We start from the raw sequence: 20,549 nt of genomic DNA on the forward strand, positions 1-20,549 counted from the left end.
CCAGCGTGGAAAGGAGCCTGGAAGTGAAGGCCTCGCCCGTGGTGGGAGGCGTGCTGGCATTGACCCTGGTTTGGGCGCAGGCCTCGGCCGCCTCTCCCAAGCAACCTCCGATGAACAACTTCGATTTCGCCTACTACACGTGCGCCGACGGCGGCGCGTTCCAAATGTCGTATGATTCGAGCACGCCGAAGACGGCGACGCTGACGACCAGCAACAACAATCGGCGATACGAGCTCGTGCGGACGCCGGTCGACCAGGGCGTGCAGTTCGCCAAGGGGCCCATCAAGTTCTGGACTGACGGCAAGAGCGTCGTGGTCGACGGAACGCAGGTCGCGTTCCGGAAGTGCCGGTTGAAGTCGAGCTGACGCCAGCGGAACGTTCAGGCGAAGGTGTCGCCCAGATAGACGCGGCGGACCTCCGGATCGTCGACGATCTCGTCGGGCCGGCCCTCGAACAGCACCTCGCCGGCGTGGATGATCGAGGCGCGATCGATGATGTCGAGCGTCTCGCGCACGTTGTGGTCGGTGATCAGGATGCCGATCCCGCGCTGCTTCAGGTAGGCGATCACCTCGCGGATGTCGGCGATGGCCAGGGGGTCGATGCCGGCGAACGGCTCGTCCAGCAGCATGAAGGCGGGTTCCGAGGCCAGCGCCCGGGCGATCTCCACCCGCCGTCGCTCGCCGCCCGACAGCGAGATCGCCGGCGCGTTCCGCAGGTGCTCGATGTGGAGCTCCTCGAGCAGCTCGGTGACCATGGCGCGGGCCTGCTTGTGGTCCTTCAGCCGCAGCTCGACCACCGCCATGACGTTCTCGCCGACCGTCATGCCGCGGAAGATCGAGGTCTCCTGCGGCAGATAACCCACGCCCATCCGGGCGCGCTGGTACATGGGAAGCTCGGTGATGTTCGCGCCGTCCAGGTAGATCGCGCCGTAATCGACCGCGATGAGACCGGTGATCATGTAGAAGCAGGTGGTCTTGCCCGCCCCGTTCGGGCCGAGCAGGCCCGCCACCTCGCCGCGGCGCAGCCGCAGCGAAACGCCCTTCACCACCGGTCGGCCGCGGAACGACTTGCCGACGTTGTCGACGACCAGCCCCTCACCGGCCTGGCCGGGACCGCTCGCGATCCGCTCAGGCTTCAAAATGTCACCGGCGCTCGCCGGCGCCGGCCGGCTGTTGCGCATTGTCGGTCTTGTCGTTCGGATAGAAGACGCCGCGCACGCGGCCCGGCCGGTTGCGGCCGGTCACGTCGCTCTCCATCTGGCCGTCGCCGGTCTTGACGTTGATCACCATCCGCTTCCCGCGCATCACGTCGCGGCCGCGCACCGCAACCACGTCGCCGGTCACGGTGATGGTGTCGTTGGAGGCGAGGTACACGGCGTTGTCGCCCTTCACGCGCTGCTGCGGGGTCACATAGTAGACCGAGCCCAGGGCTTCCATGCGCACGATGTCGCCGCAGCTGTTGGTCGACGAGCCGGCCTTGGCGTTCCGGGCGGAATAGAGCTTCAGCACATCGGTGCGCAGCCGGGCGTTGTCCTGCAACGCCTCGACGTTGCCGGTCCAGGTGGAGACGCAGTCGCTGTTGCTCGCCTCCGCGTGGTCGGAGGTGATGTCGATCGGCGCCTTCGAGTTGGTGGCCAGTTGCTGGGCGAGGGCCGGCGCGGCGACGGCGAGGGCGATCGCCGCAAGGGTGGAGAGGCTCTTCATCGGGCGGGCTTCCAACGCTGTCATTTCGGAATCAGGCGCGTGTGGACGCGGCCATTGAAGACCATGCGGTCACCTTTGTCATAAACCGCATAGGACTTCGCATCGATTTCTCCAAGTGGACCGGAGCCGTGAACCGGGCCTGAACCCACCAGCTCGCCGCTCTTGGTGTCGAACTGCGAGGCGGCGGTTTCGAAGGCGCCTTTGTTGGAGGCGAGCCGCACCCCGCCGCTCACTTCCAGCTTGCCGGTGTTCTCGTGGAAGACTCCCCTTCGGGCGATGATCCGCATGGGATCGGGCCCCTGCTCGTCGAGCACCAGGGCCGGACGGTCGAGATAGACCTTCTGGTACTCCTGCGGATCACGCGTGGCGCTGGCGGCGGTCAGCGCGAAGGCTCGGCCGCGGTCGTCGCGGCCGACGAAGCGCGGATTGATCAGCCGGATCGGCTGGTTGGTCTCCTGGCTCGCCTCAGGGCCGGGTTTGGAGGCGTTGTAGACCACCGACGCTCCCAGCCCGAGGAGGATCAGGAGGATGATCCCGGGCACGACGAGGCGCAGGGCGCGGACCACGCGCGAGCGCCGCCGCCAGCGCTCGATGCCGCCGCGGACCGGCTCCCCCAAGCTCTCGGGCGCCGCCATCCCCAAACCTCAGGCGTGAGCGAAAATGTCGATGTCCTCCCAGCCCGCCACGTCCAGCAGCGAACGGTTGGGCAGGAAGGCGAAGCAGGCCTTGGCGAGCGCGTCGCGGCCCTCGCGCGCCAGCATGTGGTCGAGCCGCGCCTTCAGCGCATGCAGGTGCAGCACGTCGGAGGCGGCGTAGGCGACCTGCTCCTCCGAGAGCTTCGGCGCGCCCCAGTCGGAGCTCTGCTGCTGCTTGGAGAGGTCGACGCCCAGGAGCTCCTTCACGACGTCCTTCAGCCCGTGGCGGTCGGTGTAGGTGCGCGCCAGCTTGGAGGCGATCTTGGTGCAGTAGACGGGGCCCGTGACGACGCCCAGATGCAGGTAGAACATGGCGATGTCGAAGCGGCCATAGTGGAAGATCTTGGTGACGGCGGGATCGGTCAGCAGCCGCTTCAGGTTGGGACAGGCATAGTCGGGCCGGCTCAGCTGCACCACGTGGGCGTCGCCGCGCCCGTCGGAGAGCTGCACCACGCACAGCGGGTCGCGGCCGAGGCGGAGGCCCATGGTCTCCGAATCGATCGCCACCTCCGAGGCGCCGGCGAGCGCGTCGGCGGGCAGGTCTCCGTCGTGCAGGAAGGTGGTCACGTTGTCCGCTCTCCAGCGATCTGGCCCTCACTATAGAGAGCGGGAAGGCTCGCGGGAAAGCACCGGCCGCGATTGGCGGCGATCCGATGGTGCCCAGGAAAGGACTCGAACCTTCACGGCCGTTAAGCCACTGGCACCTGAAGCCAGCGCGTCTACCAATTCCGCCACCTGGGCCCGACCCGTCGGGTCGCGCGAGCGGGGTTGCTTAAAGCTCCGACCCGCGACGGTCAACGGCGCCGGCCCGATGACCCCTCCGCATTGCGGCGGTGAGCCGCATCGTCTATCGGCATCCCGCGCGCCCGGCGCAGGCTTCGGACCCGTCATGCAGGATCTCGTCACCGTGTTCGGCGGCTCGGGTTTCATCGGAACCCAGGCCGTGCGCCAGCTCGCCAAGGTCGGCTGGCGGATCCGCGTCGCGGTGCGCCAGCCGAATCTCGCCTACGCCATGCGCCTGCACGGCGACGTGGGCCAGATTGACGTCGTCCAGGCCAATGTCCGCAACCCGGCGTCGCTGCGCCGGGCGCTGGACGGTGCGACCGCCGCGCTCAATCTCGTCGGACTGCTCTACGAGCACGGCCGTCAGGGTTTCCAATCCGTCCACGTCATGGGGGCGCGCAACGTCGCCGAGGCGGCCAGCGCCGAAGGCGTCACGCGCCTCGTGCAGATCTCGGCCTTGGGCGCCGATCCCGTGTCGTCCGCCAAGTACGCCCGCAGCAAGGCCGAGGGCGAGGCGGCGGCTCGCGCGATCTACCCCGACGCGGTGATCGCGCGGCCGTCGATCGTGTTCGGCCCGCAGGACAGCTTCTTCAACCGCTTCGCCGGCCTGGCCCTGGTGAGCCCGGCGCTGCCGCTGATCGGCGGCGGGCGCACGCGCATGCAGCCGGTGTTCGTGGGCGACGTCGCGCGGGCGCTGACCAAGGCGGTCACCTTGGCGGAGTGCGCCGGCCAGACCTACGAGCTCGGCGGCCCGGCCATCTTCACCTTCCGGGCGCTGATGGAGATCCTGCTGGCCCAGATCGAGCGGCGGCGCATGCTCATCCCCGTGCCGTTCATCGCCGCCGACCTGCTGGGCGCGCTGGGCGACCTCGCCGCCGGCGTCGTCGCCCCGCCGATCACCTCGGACCAGGTGCGGCTGCTCCGGACCGACAACGTCGTCTCCGGCCAGCACCCCGGCCTCGCCGAGCTCGGCATCACGCCCACGACGCTGGAGGCCGTGCTGCCCAGCTATCTCTACCGCTACCGCCGAGGCGGCCAGTACGCCGACCAGGAAGACGGCGCGCTCGCCGCCTGACTCCCGCTTCTCCCCTTGCGGGAGGTGGATCGGATTCTTCACGCGAACTGCAGCGCCAGCAACCCCGCTGCGCCCACCACGATCCGCCACCAGCCGAACACGGCGTAGCCGCGGCGGGTGACAATGGCGAGCATCGCCCGGATCACGCCGATGGCCACGATGAAGGCGACCACGAAGCCGATCGCCACCAGCTCGATGTTGTGGCCGGTGAGCTGATGGCGACTCTTCCAGCCATCCAGCACGAAGCTCCCGAACATGATCGGGATCGCCAGGAAGAAGGAGAATTCGGCCGCGGCCTTCTTCTCCACGCCCATCAGCATGGCGCCGACGATCGTGGCCCCGGAGCGCGACACGCCGGGCACCAGCGCCAGGCACTGGAAGACGCCCACCGCCAGCGAGGTCCAGATCGGCAGGTCGAAGGCGTCGTCGCGGCGCGGCTTGGGCGCCACGCGATCGATGATCAGCAGCAGGATGCCGCCGATGACCAGGGCGGTGCAGATCACCCGGGGGCTCTCGAACAGGATGGTCTTGATCGCATCGTGCAGCAGGAAGCCCGCGATGAAGGCGGGGATCGAGCCTACGACGATGGAGAGCGCAAAGCGCCGGGCGTTCGGGTCCGTCGGAAGGCGGATCAGCACGTCCCAGAAGCGGACGAAGTAGAGCGCGACGACCGCCAGCACGGCCCCCAACTGGATGAGCACGTTGAAGGTGTCCCAGAAGGGGTCCTTCAGACCCATCAGCTCCTTCACCAGCAGAAGATGGCCGGTGGAGGAGACCGGGATGAACTCCGTCAGCCCCTCGACGACGCCCAGGATGACGGCGTTGATCCAGTCGGGCACGGCGGCGCTCCCCCGGGGCGGCTTTGCCCTGGCGCATTAAGGTGAGCCGCGGCACGGCTCAACCGCCGAATGGTCGCGGCGCTGCAACCGGCGTCAGCCGAACTCCGGCTCCGGGCCCACGTAGCGGGCGCGCGGCCGGATCAGCGCCTCCGACTGGCCCTGTTCGATGGCATGCGCGATCCAGCCGGCGCAGCGGGCCACCGCGAAGACCGCGAACGGCGCGTCCAGCTGCAGCTTCAGCGCCTCGCAGGCGGCGACCAGGGCGAAGTCGACGTTCGGCGCAAGCCCGGTTTCCTGCCGCACCGCCGCCTGCAGCGCCGCCAGCTCCCGCGGCGGATCGAATCGCGACAGCAGCGCCGCGGCGCGCGGGTCCCCGTCCGGATAGAGCGGATGGCCGAATCCCGGCAGCGCCCGGTCCTCGGCCAGCCGGTTGGCGATCGCCTGGGCCGGGCCGAGCTGGGCGGCCTCGGCGGCGAAGGTCCTGACCGCGGCGGTGGCCATCCCGTGCCGCGGGCCGCTCAGCGTCGCAAGCCCCGCGAGCGCGGCGGCCGCCAGCGACGCGCCCGTCGAGGCGGCCACCCGCGCGGCGAACGCCGAGGCGTTCAGTTCGTGGTCGGCCACCAGCACCAGGCAGCGGCGGATCAGGTCCGCGCCGGGTCCGCCGGGGCCTTGGCCCCAGGCCAGCGCCAGCCGGTTGTGGATCGCCCCGCCGCCCACCTCACCGGCGATAGCGTCCGTCAGCACGTCGAGCAGGGTCGCCGCTTCGACCGCGAGCGCCAGGGGATTGCGCCCGCGCGCGGGCGGATCGCCGCCGGCCCGCGCGGCGAGCGCCAGGAACCCGCGGGTGCGCATGTCGGGCGCATCCGGCGGGGCGGGCCGGTCGGTTCGCTTAAGCGCCGCGCCGTGGCCGCCGCGCAGCAGCCGCGCCACCGACTCCAGGATCTCGGTCTCGGCGAGCAGGATCGCGTCCCGCCCGCGGTAGAACAGCCGCCCGCCGGCGACGGTGGTGATCTCCGAGGCCAGCACGGGCTCGCCCCAGGCGATCGCGCCGGCCGCCACCTCGGAGACCTTGCGGCTGCGCGACTTGCGCTGGCTGAGCGCGGCGATGTCGGCGGCGCGATAGAGGCTGCGGCGCGGATCGCGCGGGTCGGGCCGCATCTGCACGCGTCCGCGGCTCACATAGGCGTAGAGCGTCTGGGCCCTCACCCCCAGGCGGGTCCTGGCGTCCTCCGCAGCGATCCAGTCCCGATCAGGCATACATTGATCATATTGATCAAGATTGACGGACCTAGATTGCCGGCAAATCTCTGGCTCTGCAAGCAGGAAGGAGCGCGCCATGACCCCGCATGTTTCAGACGGCCTGGAAGACGTCGTCGCCGCCGAAACCGTGCTGTCGGAAGTGGACGGCCAGGCGGGACGGCTGATCATCCGCGGACGCTCGCTCGACGAGCTCGCCGGCCGGGTCGGCTACGAGGATGTGGTGCGGCTGCTGTGGGACGGCTTCCTCGACGGCGTGCCCGCCGATCTCGGTCCGGCGCTCGGGGCCGCGCGCGCGGAGGTTTTCGGCGAGGTCTCCGCTCTCGACACCGGCCTCCTGGACCGCTCGCCGATAGAGGCGATGCGCGCGCTCACCGCGAGGCTCGCCGACGGCGACGACCTCGGCGTCGCGCTTCGCCTCACCGCCGCCCCGGCCGTGTTCACCGCCGCCGTGGTCCGCGCCCAGGCCGGCGAGGCGCCGGTCCGGCCCGACCCCAACCTGCGGCACGCCGGCGACATCCTGCGGATGATCAAGGGCCGGCCGGCGAGCGCCGCCGAGGTCGACGCCCTCGACACCTACCTCGTGACGGTCAGCGACCATGGCCTGAACGCCTCGACGTTCGCCGCGCGGGTCATCGCCTCGACTCGCGCGGGCCTGGCCTCGGCCGTGCTGGGCGGGATCAGCGCGCTGAAGGGGCCGCTGCACGGCGGCGCGCCCGGCCCGATCATCGACATGCTGGACGCCATCGGCCGGCCGGAGAACGCCCGCGCCTGGATCGAGTCCGCGCTTGACCGCGGCGACCGGCTGATGGGCTTCGGCCACCGGGTCTATCGCGTGCGCGACCCGCGCGCCGATGCGCTGAAGAAGGCGGTGCGCCGGCTGGGCGAGGGCTCCAATGTGCTGCCGGGGCGGTTGGCTTTCGCCGAGGCCGTCGAGCAGGCGGCGCTCGCCATCCTGAAGGCGCGCAAGCCGAACCGCCCGCTCGACACCAACGTCGAGTTCTACACAGCGCTCCTCCTGGAGGCGCTCGCCTTCCCGCCCTCGGCCTTCACCTGCGTGTTCGCCATGGGCCGCGTCTCGGGCTGGATCGCCCACGCCCGCGAGCAGCTGGCCGGCGGCCGGCTCATCCGCCCGCAGTCGCGCTACGTCGGGCCGATGCCGCGGGAGGCGGCGTAGCCGGCGGTCAGCGGAGCGGCGGCGATGGTCGCCTGGGGCCACTCGCGCAGCGCCACGACCTTGGCCGCGCGACGGCGATCGTTCCCGCCGCAGATGATTTCCGCCGTCTCGGCCGGGCTGTCGCGACCTTGTCTTGCGAGTCGTTTGCGCTGGCCTGGCGCGGCGGGCTCGCTAACCTCCGGCCGATGGACGTCCACGGCCTCACCGCCGGCGAAAGCGCCGCGCTGACCCGTCGGGTCACCCTGCTGTCGGTGGCGACGGCGAGCATCCTGGCGGCGATCAAGCTCGCCGCCTGGCTGACCTCCGGCTCGGTCGCGCTGCTGGCCTCCATGGCCGATTCCGGCCTCGACCTGCTGGCCTCGCTGGGGACGTTCTTCGCGGTCCGCTACGCCGTGGCGCCGCCGGATCCCGAGCACCGCTTCGGCCACGGCAAGGCGGAGGCCTTCGCCAGCCTCATGCAGGCCGGCCTGGTGTTCGCCTCCGCCGCGCTCATCGCCCGTGAGGCGATCGGCGATCTCCTGGGCCCGCACCCGTTGAAGGACGAGGACTGGGCCATCGTCGTGATGCTGGTCTCGACGGCGCTGACCGGCGTGCTGATCGCCGCCCAGACCCGCGTGCTCCGCAGGACCGCGTCGGTGGCGGTCTCCGGCGACAGGGCCCACTACGCTTCCGACCTGGCGTCCAACGTCATCGCGCTCGTGGGGATCGGAGCCTCGGCGTGGCTGGGCTTCAACAGCCTCGACGCCTGGGCGGCGCTCGCCGTCGCGGCGCTGCTGCTCTGGGGCGCGGTCAGCGTGTTCCGCGAGGCTTCCGGCCAGCTCATGGACCACGAGCTCTCCGACGAGGCGCGGGCCTGGATCGTGCGGCTGATGACCGAGGATCCGAGGCTCACCGACGTCCACCAGCTCCGCACGCGCGCCTCGGGCCCTTACGTGCACATGCAGATGCACGTCGACCTCGACCCTGAGCTCACGCTGGAAGCGGCCCACCAGGTCATCGTTGCGGCCGAGAAGCGGGTGCTGGCCGCCTTCCCCGCGGCCGACATCATCATCCACGCCGACCCGCGCGGCCGGGCCGAGCCGCACGGCGGCGCCTTCGCCGAGGTTCCGGCCACGGGAGCCTAGAGTAAACGGCTGCTTAAGGGGTGCAGCCCATGGACTCACCGGAGCCCGCCTTCTAGCCGTCGGACATGAGCCCCGAGCGCACCCTGCACCACTTCCCGCTCGATCCGGCCTCGCGCCAGGTGCGGCTGGCGCTGGGCGAGAAGCGGCTGCCGTTCGGCGAGGTCCAGGTGCGCTACTGGGAGCGGCCTAAGGCCTTCGCCGAGCTCAATCCCTCCGGCATGACCCCTGTTCTGGTGGAAGCCGCGGGCGAGGCGCGGCTGGTGCTCTGCGAGAGCCGCGCCATCCTCGACTGGCTCGAGGAGGCTCATCCGGAGCCGGCGCTGCTGGGCCGCGACGCCGCGGAGCGGGCCGAGGCCAGGCGGCTCATCCAGTGGTTCGACCGCAAGTTCGAGTACGAGGCCGGCGGCTTCCTGCTGCACGAGAAGATGGAGAAGCGGCTGCTGGGCCTGGGCGCGCCGGAGCTCGCCAACCTGCGCCGCGGCCGCGAGGGCCTGCGCAGCCACCTGGGCTACGTCGAAGGCCTGCTGCAGGCCCGCGAGTGGCTGGCCGGGAAAAGGCTGTCGCTTGCCGATTTCGCCGCCGCCGCCCATCTGTCGGTCATCGACTACTTCGGCGACGTGTCCTGGGCGGACTATCCCGCGGCCAAGACCTGGTACATGAAGCTGAAGTCCCGACCGGCCTTCCGGCCGCTCCTCAACGACCGCTGGCCGGGCCTCGCGCCGGCCAGGCATTATGACGACCTCGACTTCTGAGACCGCCGAGCTGATCCGCGCCGAGGCCAAGGCCCTCGGCTTCGACCTCTGCCGCTTCACCGATATCGACGAGGCCTGGCCCGCCGCCGCGCGGCTGGAGCGCTACGTCGCCGAAGGCCGCCACGGCGAAATGCAATGGATGGCCGAGACCCTGCCGCGCCGCGTCCATCCCCGCGCCATGTGGGCGGACGCCCGCTCGGCCGTCATGCTCGGCCTGAACTATGGCCCGGACCGCGACCCGCTCGCCATCCTGCGCGAGCCGGCGAAGGGCGCGATCAGCGTCTACGCCCACGGCGACGACTACCACGAACTGATCAAGGTCCGGCTGAAGGCGCTCGCCCGCTGGCTGCAGGCGCGCTTCGGCGGCGAGCTCAAGGTGTTCGTCGACACCGCCCCGCTCCTGGAGAAGCCGCTGGCCGAGCGCGCCGGCCTCGGCTGGCAGGGCAAGCACACCAACCTGGTCTCGCGGCAGTTCGGCTCCTGGCTGTTCCTGGGCTCGATCCTGACCAGTCTCGAGCTGCCGCCCGATGCGCCGGAGCCGGAGGCCTGCGGCTCCTGCCGCGCCTGCCTCGACATCTGTCCGACGGCCGCCTTCCCGGCTCCCTTCCAGCTCGACGCCCGGCGCTGCATCTCCTACCTGACCATCGAGCTGAAGGGGCCGATCCCGCGCGAGTTCCGGCAAGCCCTGGGCAACCGCATATTCGGCTGCGACGATTGCCTCGCGGTCTGCCCCTGGAACAAGTTCGCGAGCGCCGCGCGCGAGCAGAAGCTCGCCGCTCGCGAATCCCTGCGCGCACCGTCGCTGGCCGAGCTCTCGCGTCTGGACGACGCCGGCTTTCGCGCCCTGTTCGCCAGGAGCCCCGTCAAGCGGGCCGGCCGCGACCGCTTCGTCCGCAACGTGCTCTACGCGATCGGCAACTCCGGCGAACCGACGCTCGCCGCCGAGGCCCTACGCCTTCTGGGCGACCCCTCGGCCCTGGTCCGCGGCGCCGCGGTCTGGGCGCTGTCGCAACTGCTGGATCCGGCGGAGTTCGGGCGCGTGCGCGCAATCCGCCTGCCGGTGGAGAACGAGCAGCCCGTTCGCGACGAATGGGAGGCGCGCCAATCGCCGCTCGTCCCCGCGAAGGCGGGGACCCAAACCGAGTCCGTCGGACGCTGACAAACCGCGTGGATTCCCGCCTGCGCGGGTATGAGCGGACTAAAAAAGCGTTGGCGGCAAGTCGCTGAGCCTAGGCAGCTTGCGGTCCTTGTCCGACAGCACCGGCTCGCCGGCGCGCGGCCAGGGGATGGCAAGGGCGGGATCGTCCCAGGCGACGCCGCCTTCCAGCTCCGGCGCGTAATGGCCGTCGACCTTGTAGAACAGCTCGGTGTCCTCCCGCAGCGTGCAGTAGCCGTGGGCGAAGCCGCGCGGCACGAAGAGCTGCTCGCCGCTTTCGGCGGTCAGCTCCGCCGCCACCCAGCGCCCGTAGGTGGGAGAGCCCGGCCTGACGTCGACGGCCACGTCGTAGATCGCGCCCTTCAGCACCCGCACCAGCTTGCCCTGGGCGTGCGGCGCCTTCTGGAAATGCAGGCCCCGGACGGTGCCGGCGCGGGCGTTGAAGGCCTGGTTGTCCTGCACGAAGGGGTGCTGCAGCCCGGCTTCGGCCATCAGCCTGGTGCTCCAGGTCTCCGCGAACCAGCCGCGCGCATCGCCATGGCGCTGCGGCGTGATAAGCAGGACCTCGGCGAGCGCGAGCGGCGTGATTGTCGTCATGGGCGCCTGGAGACGGAGAGAGCACCCTTCGGATGGCCCGAGCGGCAGCGAAACACAAGCCTTCCCCGCCCGCCGTCAGCGTCGTCATCGTGACCTACGAGAGCGCGCCGACGCTCAGCTCCTGCCTGGCGGCGCTCAGGGCCCAGACCTTCGGCGACTTCGAGACCATCCTGGTCGACAACGCCTCGTCGGACGGTGCGGCCCAGGCGGCGGCGCGCGCGGATTCCGCCCTGCGCCTGATCGAGAACACCGGCAACCTCGGCTTCGCAGCCGGCGTGAATGGGGGCGCGCGGGCCGCCCGCGGCCGCTGGCTCGCCCTCCTCAACCCTGACGCCTACCCCGAGCCGGACTGGCTGGAGCGGCTGATGGCCGCCGCAGCCGCGCACCCGCAGGTCCGCGCCTTCGCCTCCCGCCAACTCTCGGCCGCCGATCCTACGCGGCTGGACGGGCTGGGCGACGTCATGGCCGGCGCGGGGTTTCCCTTCCGCGGGGGCTATCGCGGTCCCGACCCCGGCCCGCTGCCGGCCGGCGAGGTGTTCAGCCCCTGCGGCGGCGCCATGCTGATCGAACGCGCCCTGTTCCTCGACCTCGGCGGCATGGACGAGCGGCTGTTCTGCTACTGCGAGGACGTCGACCTCGGCTATCGGCTGCGGCTGGCCGGCGGCCGCTCGCTGGTGGTCCCCGACGCAGTGGTCCGCCACCAGGGCTCGGCCTCCTCCGGGGGCCCGCGCTCGGACTTCGCGACCTTCTACGGCACGCGCAATCGCCTCTGGGTTTTCGTCAAGGACACCCCGCCGGCGCTCTTCTGGCTGACGCTTCCGCTGCACCTCGGCGCGACGGCCGTCCTGTTCACGCGCCATGCCATGCGGGGCGAACTCGCCTCCCCCTGGCGGGGCTTCAAAGCGGGGGTGAAGGACATCCGGGTGGCCATCGGAGCCCGCCGCGAGGCCCAGGCCCGGCGCAAGGTCGGCTCGCTCGCCATCGCCCGCGCCATGACCTGGAACCCGGCGGACGTGTTCCGCCGCCGCGTGGTGATCCGCCGCTAGCTATTCCCCCGCCGCGGCCCACTCCACGAGCCGGCGCATGAAGGCGACGCCGCGCTCCATCTGCGAGACCTCCACGAATTCGTCCGGCTGGTGGGCCTGCAGGATCGAGCCCGGACCGCAGAGCACGGTGGAGAGCCCGGCGCGCTGGAACTGCCCGGCCTCGGCAGCGTAGGACACCGCCCGCGGCGGCCCGTTGTCGCCGGCCAGCCTTCGCGCAAGGTGCTCCGCCGCCCCGCCCGGCTCGGGGGCGAAGGGCGGGACGCTGGACTGCCGCTCCACCTGCACGCCGGCCTCCGACGCCCGCGCCTTGAGCGCCCCGTCCAGCGCCCTCGCCTCGGCGAAAAAGGACGCCAGCACCTCCTCCGGATCGAGACCCGGCGGGCAGCGCAGGTCGAAGGTGAAGCCGCATTCCCGGGCCAGGATGTTGTGCGCCGTCCCGCCATGGATGACGCCGACGGTCAGCGTCGCGCCCTTCGGCGTGAAGGGCGAGGCGGGATCGGCCTCGCGCTCAAGCTTGTCGGAGAGCGCCACGAGCGAGGCCATCAGCCGGATAGCCGCCATGTTCGCCGAGACCCCCTGCTGGGTCTGGCTGGAGTGGGCCTCCCGGCCGTTCACGGTCACCTGGTAGGTGGCGATGCCCTTGTGACCGTTCACCGCCTCCATATTGGTGGGCTCGCCGACGATCACCAGCGCCGGCGCCGGCAACTCCCGGCGGATCGACTCGATCATCGCCGGCGCGCCCAGGCAGCCGATCTCCTCGTCGTAGGAGAAGGCGAGGTGCACCGGCTTCTTCGGCTGCGCCGCCAGGATTGCGGGCGCCGCGTCGAGGGCGAGGGCGATGAAGCCTTTCATGTCGCAGGTCCCGCGCCCGTAGAGCCGCCCGTCGCGGCGGACCATGTCGAACGGATCGGACGACCAGGGCTGCCCGTCCACCGGCACCACGTCGGTATGGCCGGACAGCACCACGCCGCCCTCGACCGCGGGCCCAAGGGTGGCGATCAGGTTGGACTTGGTCCCCTCGGCGTTCGGCACCCGCCGGTGCGGGACGGAGAGGCCGTCGAGATAGGCCTCCACCCACGCGATCAGCGCCAGGTTCGACCCACGCGAGGTGGTGTCGAAGCCGACGAGCGTCCTCAGGATGTCGGCGGCGGAGGCGAGCTCTGGCATCGGTTGGACATAGACCCCCCGGCGCCCACAGCCAAACCCCTGTCACCAAAGCGCCGGATCATGGCCGCAGATCGCCGACCAGTACTGGGGGAGGGTCCGCCACCATGGGCATGCGCACGTCGACGATCCGCGCGCCCTCGCTCTGGAGTCCTGGCCTTCGCTTCGCGAATCCGGGACGCCAGGATTATCCGTTCCGCACCCGCCCGGGCGCCGGGAGCACGTCGATCAGCTCGATGCGGAAGATCAGCGCCGCGCCCGGCGGGATCACGCCGCCCGCGCCCTGGTCGCCGTAGCCCAGCTTCGGCGGCACGTAGAGGACCCACTCGTCGCCCGGCCGCATCAGCGGCAGGGCCTCCATCCAGGCGGGCACCAGATGGGCGAGCGGCATGGCGGCCGGGGCGCCGCGTTCGTAGGTGGAATCGAAGACCTGGCCATTCACCAGCTTGCCTTCGTAGTTGACCTTCACCTCGTCGCCGAGCTGCGGCTTGACGCCGCTCGCGGGCCCCGAGCGGACCACCTTGTACATCAGCCCCGAGGGCAGGGTGCGCACCCCGGGCTCCTTCGCGGCCTTGTCGAGGAAGGCCTGGGAATCCGGGGCCGGCTTGCCCGCGGTCGCCGGTTCCTGGGCGGCGTTGGTCGCCTTGGCCGGCGGATGGCACGCGGCCAGCGCCAGCGTCGCGGCGAGAGCGAGGAGGGCGCGCCGCATCAGACCGCCCTCGGCGGGTAGCCGCGCTCGCGCAGGGCGTCCATCACCTCCTGCGCGTGCTGGGCGTCACGGGTCTCGATCATGATGTCGAACTCCGCGCCCTTGGCCGGCACGTCCAGCGCCAGTCGGTTGTGCGCCACCTCGATGATGTTGGCGCCGAGGCTTCCGATCACGGCGGAGACCGTGGCCAGCAGCCCCGGCCGGTCGTCGCCAACGATGCGCAGCGAGACCAGCCGCTGGTCGCGCACCAGCTCGCGCGTCAGCACCGAGGCCAGCAGCCGCGTGTCGATGTTGCCGCCGGTGATGATCAGGCCGCACTTCTTGCCCCGGAACTTGCGCGGATGCGCCAGAAGCGCTGCGAGCGAGGCCGCCCCGGCCCCCTCCGCCACCGTCTTCTCGACATTGCAGTAGAGCGCCACGGCGCGCTCGAAGAACGGCTCCTCGATCAGCATCACCTCGTCGATCAGCGGCCGGGCGATGGCGTAGGTCTCGTCGCCCACCTCCTTGACCGCGATGCCCTCGGCGATGGTCGAGGCTCCGTGGGCGCTGGCGGTGTTCACGCCGCGCATCTTGGCGGTGAAGGAGGGGTACATCGCCGGCTCCACGCCCACGACGGAGATGTCCTTCTTCAGGTGTTTGGCCGCGGTGGCCACGCCCGCGATCAGGCCGCCGCCGCCGATCGGCACCGGCAGCACCTCCAGGTCCGGCACGTCCTCCAGCATCTCCAGCGCCACCGTGCCCTGGCCGGCCATGACGTTCAGGTCGTTGAACGGATGCACGAAGGTGAGCTGGCGTTCGTCGCAGAGCGCCAGCGCGCGGGTGGAGGCCTCGTCGTAGCCCTCGCCATCGATCACCACCTCGGCGCCGTGGGCGCGGGTCTGCTGCACCTTCACGAACGGCGTGCCCCTCGGCATCACGATGGTCACCGGGATGCCGAGCCGGGCGGCGTGATAGGCCAGCGCCTGGCTGTGGTTGCCGGCCGAGGCCGCGATGACGCCGCGCTTGCGGGCGTTCGCGCCGAGCTGCAGCAGCGCGTTCAGCGCGCCGCGCTCCTTGTAGGCGGCGGTGAACTGCAGGTTCTCGAACTTCACCCAGACCTCGGCCCCGGTGATCTCCGACAGCGTCTTCGAATAGCGGCAGGGCGTGCGCTCGATGTGACCCTGCAGCCGGTCTCGGGCCGCAAGGATGTCGTCGAAGGAAAGGGTCATGGCGCGCCGGGGGTCGGAAAAGGCCGGCAACCTAACGGCGGGCGGCCTCTGCCGCAATGCAGCACCCCCGCCGCGTTCATATCGGATCGAACTCGGCGACCAGGTGGCCGGGCGCGACCTCCTTCAGCTCAGGCGCGACGATCGGGGCGTCGGGATCGGCCGGCAGCCGCGACGGCAGGAACCGCAGCGCGGCGCGGGGATCGAGCGGCGAAGGCGGCTCGCCGTCGAGCTTCACCCGCTTGCGCGTCCGCTCGATCTTCGGGTCAGGGATCGGCGCGGCGGAAAGCAGCGCCTTGGTGTAGGGGTGCTTGGCGCCCGCATAGAGCTGGTCGCGGTCGGCCGTCTCGACCACCCGGCCCAGGTACATCACCAGCACGCGGTGGCTGATCTCGCGCACCACGGCCAGGTCATGGCTGATGAACATCATCGACAGGCCCATGTCCTTCTGCAGCCCGATCAGCAGGTCGATGATCTGCGCGCGGATCGAGACGTCGAGCGCCGAGACCGCCTCGTCGCAGATGACCAGCTTCGGCTGCAGGATGATCGCCCGGGCGATGCCGACCCGCTGGTTCTGTCCGCCGGAGAGCTCGTGCGGGTAGCGGTTGATCAGGCCCGGATCGAGCTCGACGCGGTCCATCATCGCGCGGGCCTCGGCCTCGCGCTCGGATCGGCTGAGCCGCTGACGGTAGACCCGCAGCGGCTCGGCGATGGAATCGCCGATGGTCATCCTGGGATCGAGGCTCGCCAGCGGGTCCTGGAAGACGATCTGCAGGTCCTTGCGGGCCGCGCGCATGGCGTCCCGCTCCGCATGGGTGATGTCGCGCCCCATCAGCGTGACGGTCCCCGCGTTCGGCGGGATCAGGTTGAGCGCCGCGCGCGCCAGCGTCGACTTGCCCGAGCCGCTTTCGCCGACCACCCCAAGCGTCTCGCTCTGGCGCACCCGGAACGAGACGCCATCGACCGCGCGGAGCTGCTTGCGGGCGCCGAACAGCCCGGCCTGCACCGGGAACCAGACCTTCACGTCATGGCCCTCGACCACGACCGGCGCATCGGGCGCGACCGGAGCGGGCGTCGGCCGGCCGCCGCGATCAGCCTTGTCCAGCCGCGGGATCGCCGCCAGCAGCTCGCGCGTGTAGTCGGTCCTCGGGTGCGCGAAGATCTGCTCGGCGGACGCGCCTTCGACGAACTGACCCTGGCGCATGACGCAGACGTGGTCGGCGAGCCGGGCGATCACGCCCATGTCGTGGGTGATCAGCACCATCGCCGTGCCGGTGTCGCGCTGCAGCTCGGCCATCAGGTCGAGGATCTCGGCCTGCACCGTCACGTCGAGCGCCGTCGTGGGTTCATCGGCGATCAAGAGCTCGGGGCCGACCGCCATGGCTGCGGCGATCATCACCCTCTGCCGCATGCCGCCCGACAGTTCGTGCGGGTATTGCCGCAGCCGCCGCGCCGCATCTGGGATGCGAACCTTCTCCAGCCATTCCCGCGCCCGCCTCGCCGCCTCCGCGCCGGAGAGCCCCAGGTGCAGCCGCAGGGGCTCGGCGATCTGCTCGCCGATCCGCACGTGCGGCGTGAGCGCGGTCAGCGGATCCTGGAAGATCATCGTCATCTTCGAGCCGCGCAGCCGGTTGAGCCGCTTCGCCGGCAGGCCGAGGAGCTCCTCGCCATGCAGCTTCGCCGAGCCCGTTGCGCGGCCGTTCTCGGCCAGCAGGCCCATCACCGCCATGAAGGTCTGGCTCTTGCCCGAGCCGCTTTCGCCGACGACGCCCAGGGTCTTGCCGCGCGCCACGCGGAGCGAAACCCCGCGCACCGCCTCGACGAGGCCGTCGTGGGTGGCGAACCGGACCTTCAGGTCCTCGATCGTCAGGACGTCGGGCGTCGCAGGCACGGGCGCGACCCTAGACGGGCTTGCCGGCATTTTGAAAGCGCGCCGGCCCGCGGCGTCGCTATATCTAGCGGGTGTCCGAGCCGTCGCCCGCCAGCCACCCGCGCCCCGCGCTGTTCCTCGACCGCGACGGAGTGCTGAACGAAGACCGCGGCTACGTCGCCCGGTGGGAGGATTTCCGCTGGATCGAGGGGGCGAAGGCGGCCATCGCCGCCTTCAACGCGGCCGGCTGGCTGGTCATCGTGGTCACCAACCAGTCCGGGATCGGCCGCGGCTTCTACACCGAGAACGCCATGCACGCGCTGCATGCGAAAATGGCCGAAGACCTCGCCGCGGCCGGCGCCCACGTCGACGCCATCTACTTCGCCCCGCACCATCCCGAGGCCGCCGTCGACAGCTACCGCCGGCCCGACCCGCCCGATCGCAAGCCGAACCCCGGCATGATCCTGCGCGCGCTCTCCGAATGGCCGATCGACCGCGAGCGCTCGGTGCTGGTCGGCGATAAGGTCTCCGACATGGAAGCCGCCGCGCGGGCCGGCATCCGGGGGCTGCTGTTCGCGGGCGGGGATCTGAAGCGCTTCCTGCTCGACGAGGCGCTGCTGCTGACCTAGCCCCCTTCCATCTGCGCCAGCATGCGCTCGAGCGTCGCGAGTTCGTCGGCCTCGCCGGGCGGCTTGTCCCACCGGATTCGGTTGATCCGAGGGAAGCGCATGGCCACGCCCGAGCGGTGCCGGCCGGAGCGCTGCAGGCCCTCGAAGGCGACCTCGAATACCAGGCCAGCGTGCGGCTCGGCGCGCACCGAGCGCACCGGTCCGAACCGCTCGACGGTGTTGTCGCGCACGAACTTGTCGATCGCTTTCAGCTCCTCGTCGGTGAAGCCGAAATAGGCCTTGCCGACCGGCGTCAGCGCCCGCCCGCCAACCTCATCCTCGGCCCAGACCCCGAAGGTGTAGTCGGAATAGAAGCTCGAGCGCTTGCCGTGCCCGCGCTGGGCGTACATCAGCACCGCATCGATCAGGAACGGATCGCGCTTCCACTTGAACCAGGGCCCCTTCGGACGGCCGGCCTCGTAGATGGAATCCCAGCGCTTCAGCATGATCCCCTCGGCGACCTGCGGATCGCCGGCCGGCGGCTGGGCCCTGAGCGCCGCGAGCTCCGGCCAGCTCGCGAACGGCTGCAACGGCGAGAGATCGATCACCGCCGAGCCCTGCCGGCCGACAAACGCCTCCAGGCGCTTGCGCCGCTCGGCGAAGCTGAGCGTGCGGACGTCCTCGCGCCCCTCGACGAGCAGGTCGTAGGCGCGCACGCCGGCCGGGTAGGCCGTCGTCAGCTTGGCGTCGACGCTCTTGCGGTTCAGCCGCTGCTGCAGGTCGGCGAAGCTCGCCACCTTGCCGCCGCGGATCACCAGCAGCTCGCCGTCGATCACGCCGTCCTCGAACAGCGCGTCCACCACGTCGGGAAAGGTGCGCGAGATGTCGTCCCCGGTGCGCGTATAGAGCCGCCGGACGCCCGCTTCGCGCACCAGCTGCACGCGGATGCCGTCCCACTTCCACTCCGCGGCGTAGTCCGCCGGGTCGAGCTTGGCGAAGTCCGCCGCCTCGTCGATCGCCTGCGCCAGCATCGCCGGCCGGAAGCGGCCGGGGTTCTCCGCGGACGGCTTCTCGGAACGCCCCTCCAACCAGGCGAACAGGTCCTCGTAGGGCGGGTGCAACGCGTGCCACAGGTCCTCGATCTCGGCCGGATCGATCCCGCCCAGCTCGGCGGCCGCGCGTTTGGCGAGCCGCGCCGTCAGCCCGACGCGCAGCTCCCGCGTCATCAGCTTCAAGAGGGCCCAGCGCTCGCGCGGCTCGTCCATCGCATCGAGCCAGCCCTCGATCAGCCGCTGCACCTCGGCGCGAGAGGCCGACTTCAGGCCCTCGACGACCTCGGCCAGTTCCGGCTCGCGGTTCGCCCCGGGCCGCCTGGGCCAGACCAGCGCTACGGTCTCCGCCAGATCGCCGACGTAGTCGTATGACCACCAGAAGAGCTGCGGGTCCATCCGCTCTTCCACCGCCTTGCGGATGAAGGTGGGTTTGGCGGCCTCGAAGCTCAGGTCGCCGGTCAGCGCCGCCAGCGCCCAGCCGCGGTCAGGGTCGGGCGTATCGCGCAGGTAGTCGCGCACCAGGGTGAGTTTGGCGTTCCGCGAGGCGGTCAGGCTCAGCCGGTCCAGGAGCTCGGCGAAGGCGCGCATAGTCAGGGCTTTCCCCCGGAACGTGGGAAATGTCGGCGACGGGCCATTTCCCCCCGTGGGGGAAAACAATAGCTAGTCATCCCCCTCCTCCTCGTAGCCGACCAGCGCCAGCGCCCGGGCCGGGACGCCGTGCAGTTCGGCCCATCGGGCGAGCGCCTCCTCGCGGCCGTGGGTAATCCAGAGCTCGCCGGGGCGAAGCTCGTCGATCGTGCCGGTGAGCTCGTCCCAGTCCGCATGGTCGGAGATGACCAGCGGCAGCTCGACCCCGCGCTGCTTGGCGCGCGCCCGCACCCGCATCCAGCCGGAGGCGAAGGCGGTCACCGGATCGGGGAAGCGGCGGCTCCAGCGGTCCTGCAGGGCTGAGGGCGGCGCCACGATGATCTCGCCGGCGAAGTCCTTCTTGGCCGCGGTGGTCGCCGGTTCCAGCGGGCCCAGCTCGACGCCATGGCGCCGATAGAGCGCGTTCAGCCGCTCCAGCGCGCCATGCACGTAGATCGGGCGCGTCCAGCCGGCCTCGCGCAGCAGCGCGATGATGCGTTGCGCCTTGCCGAGCGCATAGGCGCCCACCAGGTGGGCTCGCTCCGGGAACTGCGCCACCGAGCGCAGCAGGCGCGCGATCTCCTCCCTGTCGTCCGGGTGGCGGAACACCGGCAGCCCGAACGTCGCCTCCGAGATGAACACCTCGCCGGCGACCGGCTCGAACGGCGCACAGGTCGGATCGCGCCGCCGCTTGTAGTCCCCGGAGACCACCATGGTGAGGCCCTTCCAGCGCACCACCACCTGGGCCGAGCCCAGCACGTGGCCGGCCGGGACCAGGGTCACCGCCACCTCGTCCCGCGCCACCGCCTCGCCGTAGGCGGCCGCCTGCTTGGCCTCGGCGAACCCCAGCCCGTAGCGCTCGGCCATGATGTCGAGGGTGGGCTCGGTCGCCAGCACGGCGCCGTGGCCTGCCCGCGCATGGTCGCCATGGCCGTGGGTGATCACCGCGCGGCCCACCGGCCGCACCGGATCGACGTAGAAGTCGCCGGGCGCGCAGTAGAGCCCCTCAGGCTTCGGGCAGAGCAGGTCCTGCGGACGGATCATCGATCTCACCTAGGCCCTTGCGGCGCGCTCGCAAGCCCAACGCGCAGCCGTTGACCGCGGCGCGGA

At 71.0% G+C, this 20,549-nt stretch carries 21 protein-coding genes and 1 tRNA gene; 8 read left to right on the top strand and 14 right to left on the bottom strand.

The window, feature by feature from the left end:
- The first annotated feature begins 23 nt into the window (after positions 1–23).
- Positions 24–365, top strand: a complete 342-nt coding sequence (locus Q0W60_RS01580; protein ID WP_297691872.1) for an MliC family protein — start codon at positions 24–26, stop codon at positions 363–365.
- A gap of 14 nt (positions 366–379) precedes the next feature.
- Here the strand turns inward: Q0W60_RS01580 and lptB are convergent, their stop codons facing one another.
- From lptB to Q0W60_RS01605, 5 genes are all read right to left on the bottom strand, one after another.
- Positions 380–1,180 (bottom strand): LPS export ABC transporter ATP-binding protein, encoded by an 801-nt coding sequence (lptB, locus tag Q0W60_RS01585; RefSeq protein ID WP_297691874.1) that lies wholly within the window; start codon positions 1,178–1,180, stop codon positions 380–382.
- Entirely contained in the window at positions 1,143–1,703 is a 561-nt protein-coding gene (locus tag Q0W60_RS01590; protein ID WP_297691876.1) for an LptA/OstA family protein, read from the bottom strand. Before Q0W60_RS01590 ends, lptB begins: the two co-directional genes overlap by 38 nt.
- Positions 1,704–1,723: 20 nt before the next feature.
- Positions 1,724–2,338: an LPS export ABC transporter periplasmic protein LptC gene (gene lptC, locus Q0W60_RS01595; protein WP_297691877.1), complete on the bottom strand. Its 615-nt coding sequence runs from the start codon at positions 2,336–2,338 to the stop codon at positions 1,724–1,726.
- Between the two features lie 9 nt (positions 2,339–2,347).
- Positions 2,348–2,965, bottom strand: a complete 618-nt coding sequence (locus Q0W60_RS01600; protein WP_297691879.1) for a ribonuclease D — start codon at positions 2,963–2,965, stop codon at positions 2,348–2,350.
- 87 nt (positions 2,966–3,052) lie between these two features.
- Positions 3,053–3,139 (bottom strand) — tRNA-Leu (locus tag Q0W60_RS01605).
- Between the two features lie 148 nt (positions 3,140–3,287).
- Here Q0W60_RS01605 and Q0W60_RS01610 point away from each other — a divergent pair.
- On the top strand, positions 3,288–4,256 hold the full coding sequence (locus Q0W60_RS01610) for a complex I NDUFA9 subunit family protein (RefSeq protein ID WP_297691881.1): 969 nt from the start codon (positions 3,288–3,290) through the stop codon (positions 4,254–4,256).
- A 38-nt stretch (positions 4,257–4,294) separates the two neighbouring features.
- On the opposite strand, the gene Q0W60_RS01615 is transcribed toward Q0W60_RS01610, so the two are convergent.
- Both Q0W60_RS01615 and Q0W60_RS01620 read right to left on the bottom strand, forming a co-directional pair.
- On the bottom strand, positions 4,295–5,095 hold the full coding sequence (locus Q0W60_RS01615) for an undecaprenyl-diphosphate phosphatase (RefSeq protein WP_297691882.1): 801 nt from the start codon (positions 5,093–5,095) through the stop codon (positions 4,295–4,297).
- Positions 5,096–5,188: 93 nt separating this feature from the next.
- A complete protein-coding gene (locus Q0W60_RS01620; RefSeq protein ID WP_297691884.1) occupies positions 5,189–6,352 on the bottom strand; it encodes a citrate synthase in 1,164 nt (387 codons plus the stop codon).
- 79 nt (positions 6,353–6,431) lie between these two features.
- Between Q0W60_RS01620 and Q0W60_RS01625 the strand changes: the two genes are divergently transcribed.
- The 4 genes from Q0W60_RS01625 (at position 6,432) to queG (ending at position 10,564) form a co-directional block, all read left to right on the top strand.
- Positions 6,432–7,529: a citrate synthase/methylcitrate synthase gene (locus tag Q0W60_RS01625; RefSeq protein ID WP_297691886.1), complete on the top strand. Its 1,098-nt coding sequence runs from the start codon at positions 6,432–6,434 to the stop codon at positions 7,527–7,529.
- Between the two features lie 185 nt (positions 7,530–7,714).
- Entirely contained in the window at positions 7,715–8,653 is a 939-nt protein-coding gene (locus Q0W60_RS01630) for a cation diffusion facilitator family transporter (protein ID WP_297691888.1), read from the top strand.
- Positions 8,654–8,718: 65 nt separating this feature from the next.
- Positions 8,719–9,405 carry a glutathione S-transferase family protein gene (locus Q0W60_RS01635; protein WP_297691890.1) on the top strand — a complete coding sequence of 229 codons (687 nt, stop codon included), beginning with the start codon at positions 8,719–8,721 and terminating at the stop codon, positions 9,403–9,405.
- Positions 9,386–10,564: a tRNA epoxyqueuosine(34) reductase QueG gene (gene queG / locus Q0W60_RS01640; RefSeq protein WP_297691892.1), complete on the top strand. Its 1,179-nt coding sequence runs from the start codon at positions 9,386–9,388 to the stop codon at positions 10,562–10,564. The genes Q0W60_RS01635 and queG overlap by 20 nt, the downstream gene beginning before the upstream one ends.
- A gap of 39 nt (positions 10,565–10,603) precedes the next feature.
- Here queG and rfbC read toward each other — a convergent pair whose 3' ends face one another.
- A complete protein-coding gene (gene rfbC, locus Q0W60_RS01645; RefSeq protein ID WP_297691894.1) occupies positions 10,604–11,158 on the bottom strand; it encodes a dTDP-4-dehydrorhamnose 3,5-epimerase in 555 nt (184 codons plus the stop codon).
- 32 nt (positions 11,159–11,190) lie between these two features.
- Between rfbC and Q0W60_RS01650 the strand changes: the two genes are divergently transcribed.
- The gene (locus Q0W60_RS01650; RefSeq protein ID WP_297691896.1) at positions 11,191–12,204 is read left to right on the top strand and encodes a glycosyltransferase family 2 protein; all 1,014 of its coding nucleotides are present in this window, start codon (positions 11,191–11,193) and stop codon (positions 12,202–12,204) included.
- Here the strand turns inward: Q0W60_RS01650 and argE are convergent, their stop codons facing one another.
- From argE to Q0W60_RS01670, 4 genes are all read right to left on the bottom strand, one after another.
- On the bottom strand, positions 12,205–13,371 hold the full coding sequence (argE, locus tag Q0W60_RS01655; RefSeq protein WP_297691898.1) for an acetylornithine deacetylase: 1,167 nt from the start codon (positions 13,369–13,371) through the stop codon (positions 12,205–12,207).
- A 184-nt stretch (positions 13,372–13,555) separates the two neighbouring features.
- On the bottom strand, positions 13,556–14,077 hold the full coding sequence (locus Q0W60_RS01660) for an FKBP-type peptidyl-prolyl cis-trans isomerase (RefSeq protein WP_297691899.1): 522 nt from the start codon (positions 14,075–14,077) through the stop codon (positions 13,556–13,558).
- Positions 14,077–15,285, bottom strand: coding sequence for a threonine ammonia-lyase (locus Q0W60_RS01665; protein ID WP_297691901.1), 1,209 nt, complete (start codon positions 15,283–15,285; stop codon positions 14,077–14,079). The genes Q0W60_RS01660 and Q0W60_RS01665 overlap by 1 nt, the downstream gene beginning before the upstream one ends.
- A 76-nt stretch (positions 15,286–15,361) precedes the next feature.
- Positions 15,362–17,173: a dipeptide ABC transporter ATP-binding protein gene (locus Q0W60_RS01670; RefSeq protein WP_297691903.1), complete on the bottom strand. Its 1,812-nt coding sequence runs from the start codon at positions 17,171–17,173 to the stop codon at positions 15,362–15,364.
- A gap of 71 nt (positions 17,174–17,244) precedes the next feature.
- Between Q0W60_RS01670 and Q0W60_RS01675 the strand changes: the two genes are divergently transcribed.
- Positions 17,245–17,781, top strand: a complete 537-nt coding sequence (locus Q0W60_RS01675) for an HAD family hydrolase (protein ID WP_297691905.1) — start codon at positions 17,245–17,247, stop codon at positions 17,779–17,781.
- Here Q0W60_RS01675 and Q0W60_RS01680 read toward each other — a convergent pair.
- Together Q0W60_RS01680 and Q0W60_RS01685 are read right to left on the bottom strand one after the other, a co-directional pair.
- Positions 17,778–19,406, bottom strand: a complete 1,629-nt coding sequence (locus Q0W60_RS01680) for a cisplatin damage response ATP-dependent DNA ligase (RefSeq protein ID WP_297691957.1) — start codon at positions 19,404–19,406, stop codon at positions 17,778–17,780. The genes Q0W60_RS01675 and Q0W60_RS01680 overlap by 4 nt on opposite strands.
- Before the next feature lie 66 nt (positions 19,407–19,472).
- Positions 19,473–20,483 (bottom strand): ligase-associated DNA damage response exonuclease, encoded by a 1,011-nt coding sequence (locus Q0W60_RS01685; protein WP_297691907.1) that lies wholly within the window; start codon positions 20,481–20,483, stop codon positions 19,473–19,475.
- Positions 20,484–20,549: the final 66 nt, after the last annotated feature.

Origin of the sequence: Phenylobacterium sp., assembly GCF_025934275.1 — a bacterium.
Lineage (GTDB): Bacteria > Pseudomonadota > Alphaproteobacteria > Caulobacterales > Caulobacteraceae > Phenylobacterium.

What these genes read in the sequence shown, in the direction of transcription:
- Q0W60_RS01635 (WP_297691890.1), top strand. Translation starts at nt 8,719, where the DNA reads ATGAGCCCCGAGCGCACCCTGCACCACTTCCCGCTCGATCCGGCCTCG.
- Q0W60_RS01590 (WP_297691876.1), bottom strand. Translation starts at nt 1,703, where the DNA reads ATGAAGAGCCTCTCCACCCTTGCGGCGATCGCCCTCGCCGTCGCCGCG.
- Q0W60_RS01650 (WP_297691896.1), top strand. Translation starts at nt 11,191, where the DNA reads ATGGCCCGAGCGGCAGCGAAACACAAGCCTTCCCCGCCCGCCGTCAGC.
- rfbC (WP_297691894.1), bottom strand. Translation starts at nt 11,158, where the DNA reads ATGACGACAATCACGCCGCTCGCGCTCGCCGAGGTCCTGCTTATCACG.
- Q0W60_RS01665 (WP_297691901.1), bottom strand. Translation starts at nt 15,285, where the DNA reads ATGACCCTTTCCTTCGACGACATCCTTGCGGCCCGAGACCGGCTGCAG.
- lptB (WP_297691874.1), bottom strand. Translation starts at nt 1,180, where the DNA reads ATGCGCAACAGCCGGCCGGCGCCGGCGAGCGCCGGTGACATTTTGAAG.
- lptC (WP_297691877.1), bottom strand. Translation starts at nt 2,338, where the DNA reads ATGGCGGCGCCCGAGAGCTTGGGGGAGCCGGTCCGCGGCGGCATCGAG.
- Q0W60_RS01620 (WP_297691884.1), bottom strand. Translation starts at nt 6,352, where the DNA reads ATGCCTGATCGGGACTGGATCGCTGCGGAGGACGCCAGGACCCGCCTG.
- Q0W60_RS01685 (WP_297691907.1), bottom strand. Translation starts at nt 20,483, where the DNA reads ATGATCCGTCCGCAGGACCTGCTCTGCCCGAAGCCTGAGGGGCTCTAC.
- Q0W60_RS01630 (WP_297691888.1), top strand. Translation starts at nt 7,715, where the DNA reads ATGGACGTCCACGGCCTCACCGCCGGCGAAAGCGCCGCGCTGACCCGT.
- Q0W60_RS01610 (WP_297691881.1), top strand. Translation starts at nt 3,288, where the DNA reads ATGCAGGATCTCGTCACCGTGTTCGGCGGCTCGGGTTTCATCGGAACC.
- Q0W60_RS01625 (WP_297691886.1), top strand. Translation starts at nt 6,432, where the DNA reads ATGACCCCGCATGTTTCAGACGGCCTGGAAGACGTCGTCGCCGCCGAA.
- argE (WP_297691898.1), bottom strand. Translation starts at nt 13,371, where the DNA reads ATGCCAGAGCTCGCCTCCGCCGCCGACATCCTGAGGACGCTCGTCGGC.
- queG (WP_297691892.1), top strand. Translation starts at nt 9,386, where the DNA reads ATGACGACCTCGACTTCTGAGACCGCCGAGCTGATCCGCGCCGAGGCC.
- Q0W60_RS01660 (WP_297691899.1), bottom strand. Translation starts at nt 14,077, where the DNA reads ATGCGGCGCGCCCTCCTCGCTCTCGCCGCGACGCTGGCGCTGGCCGCG.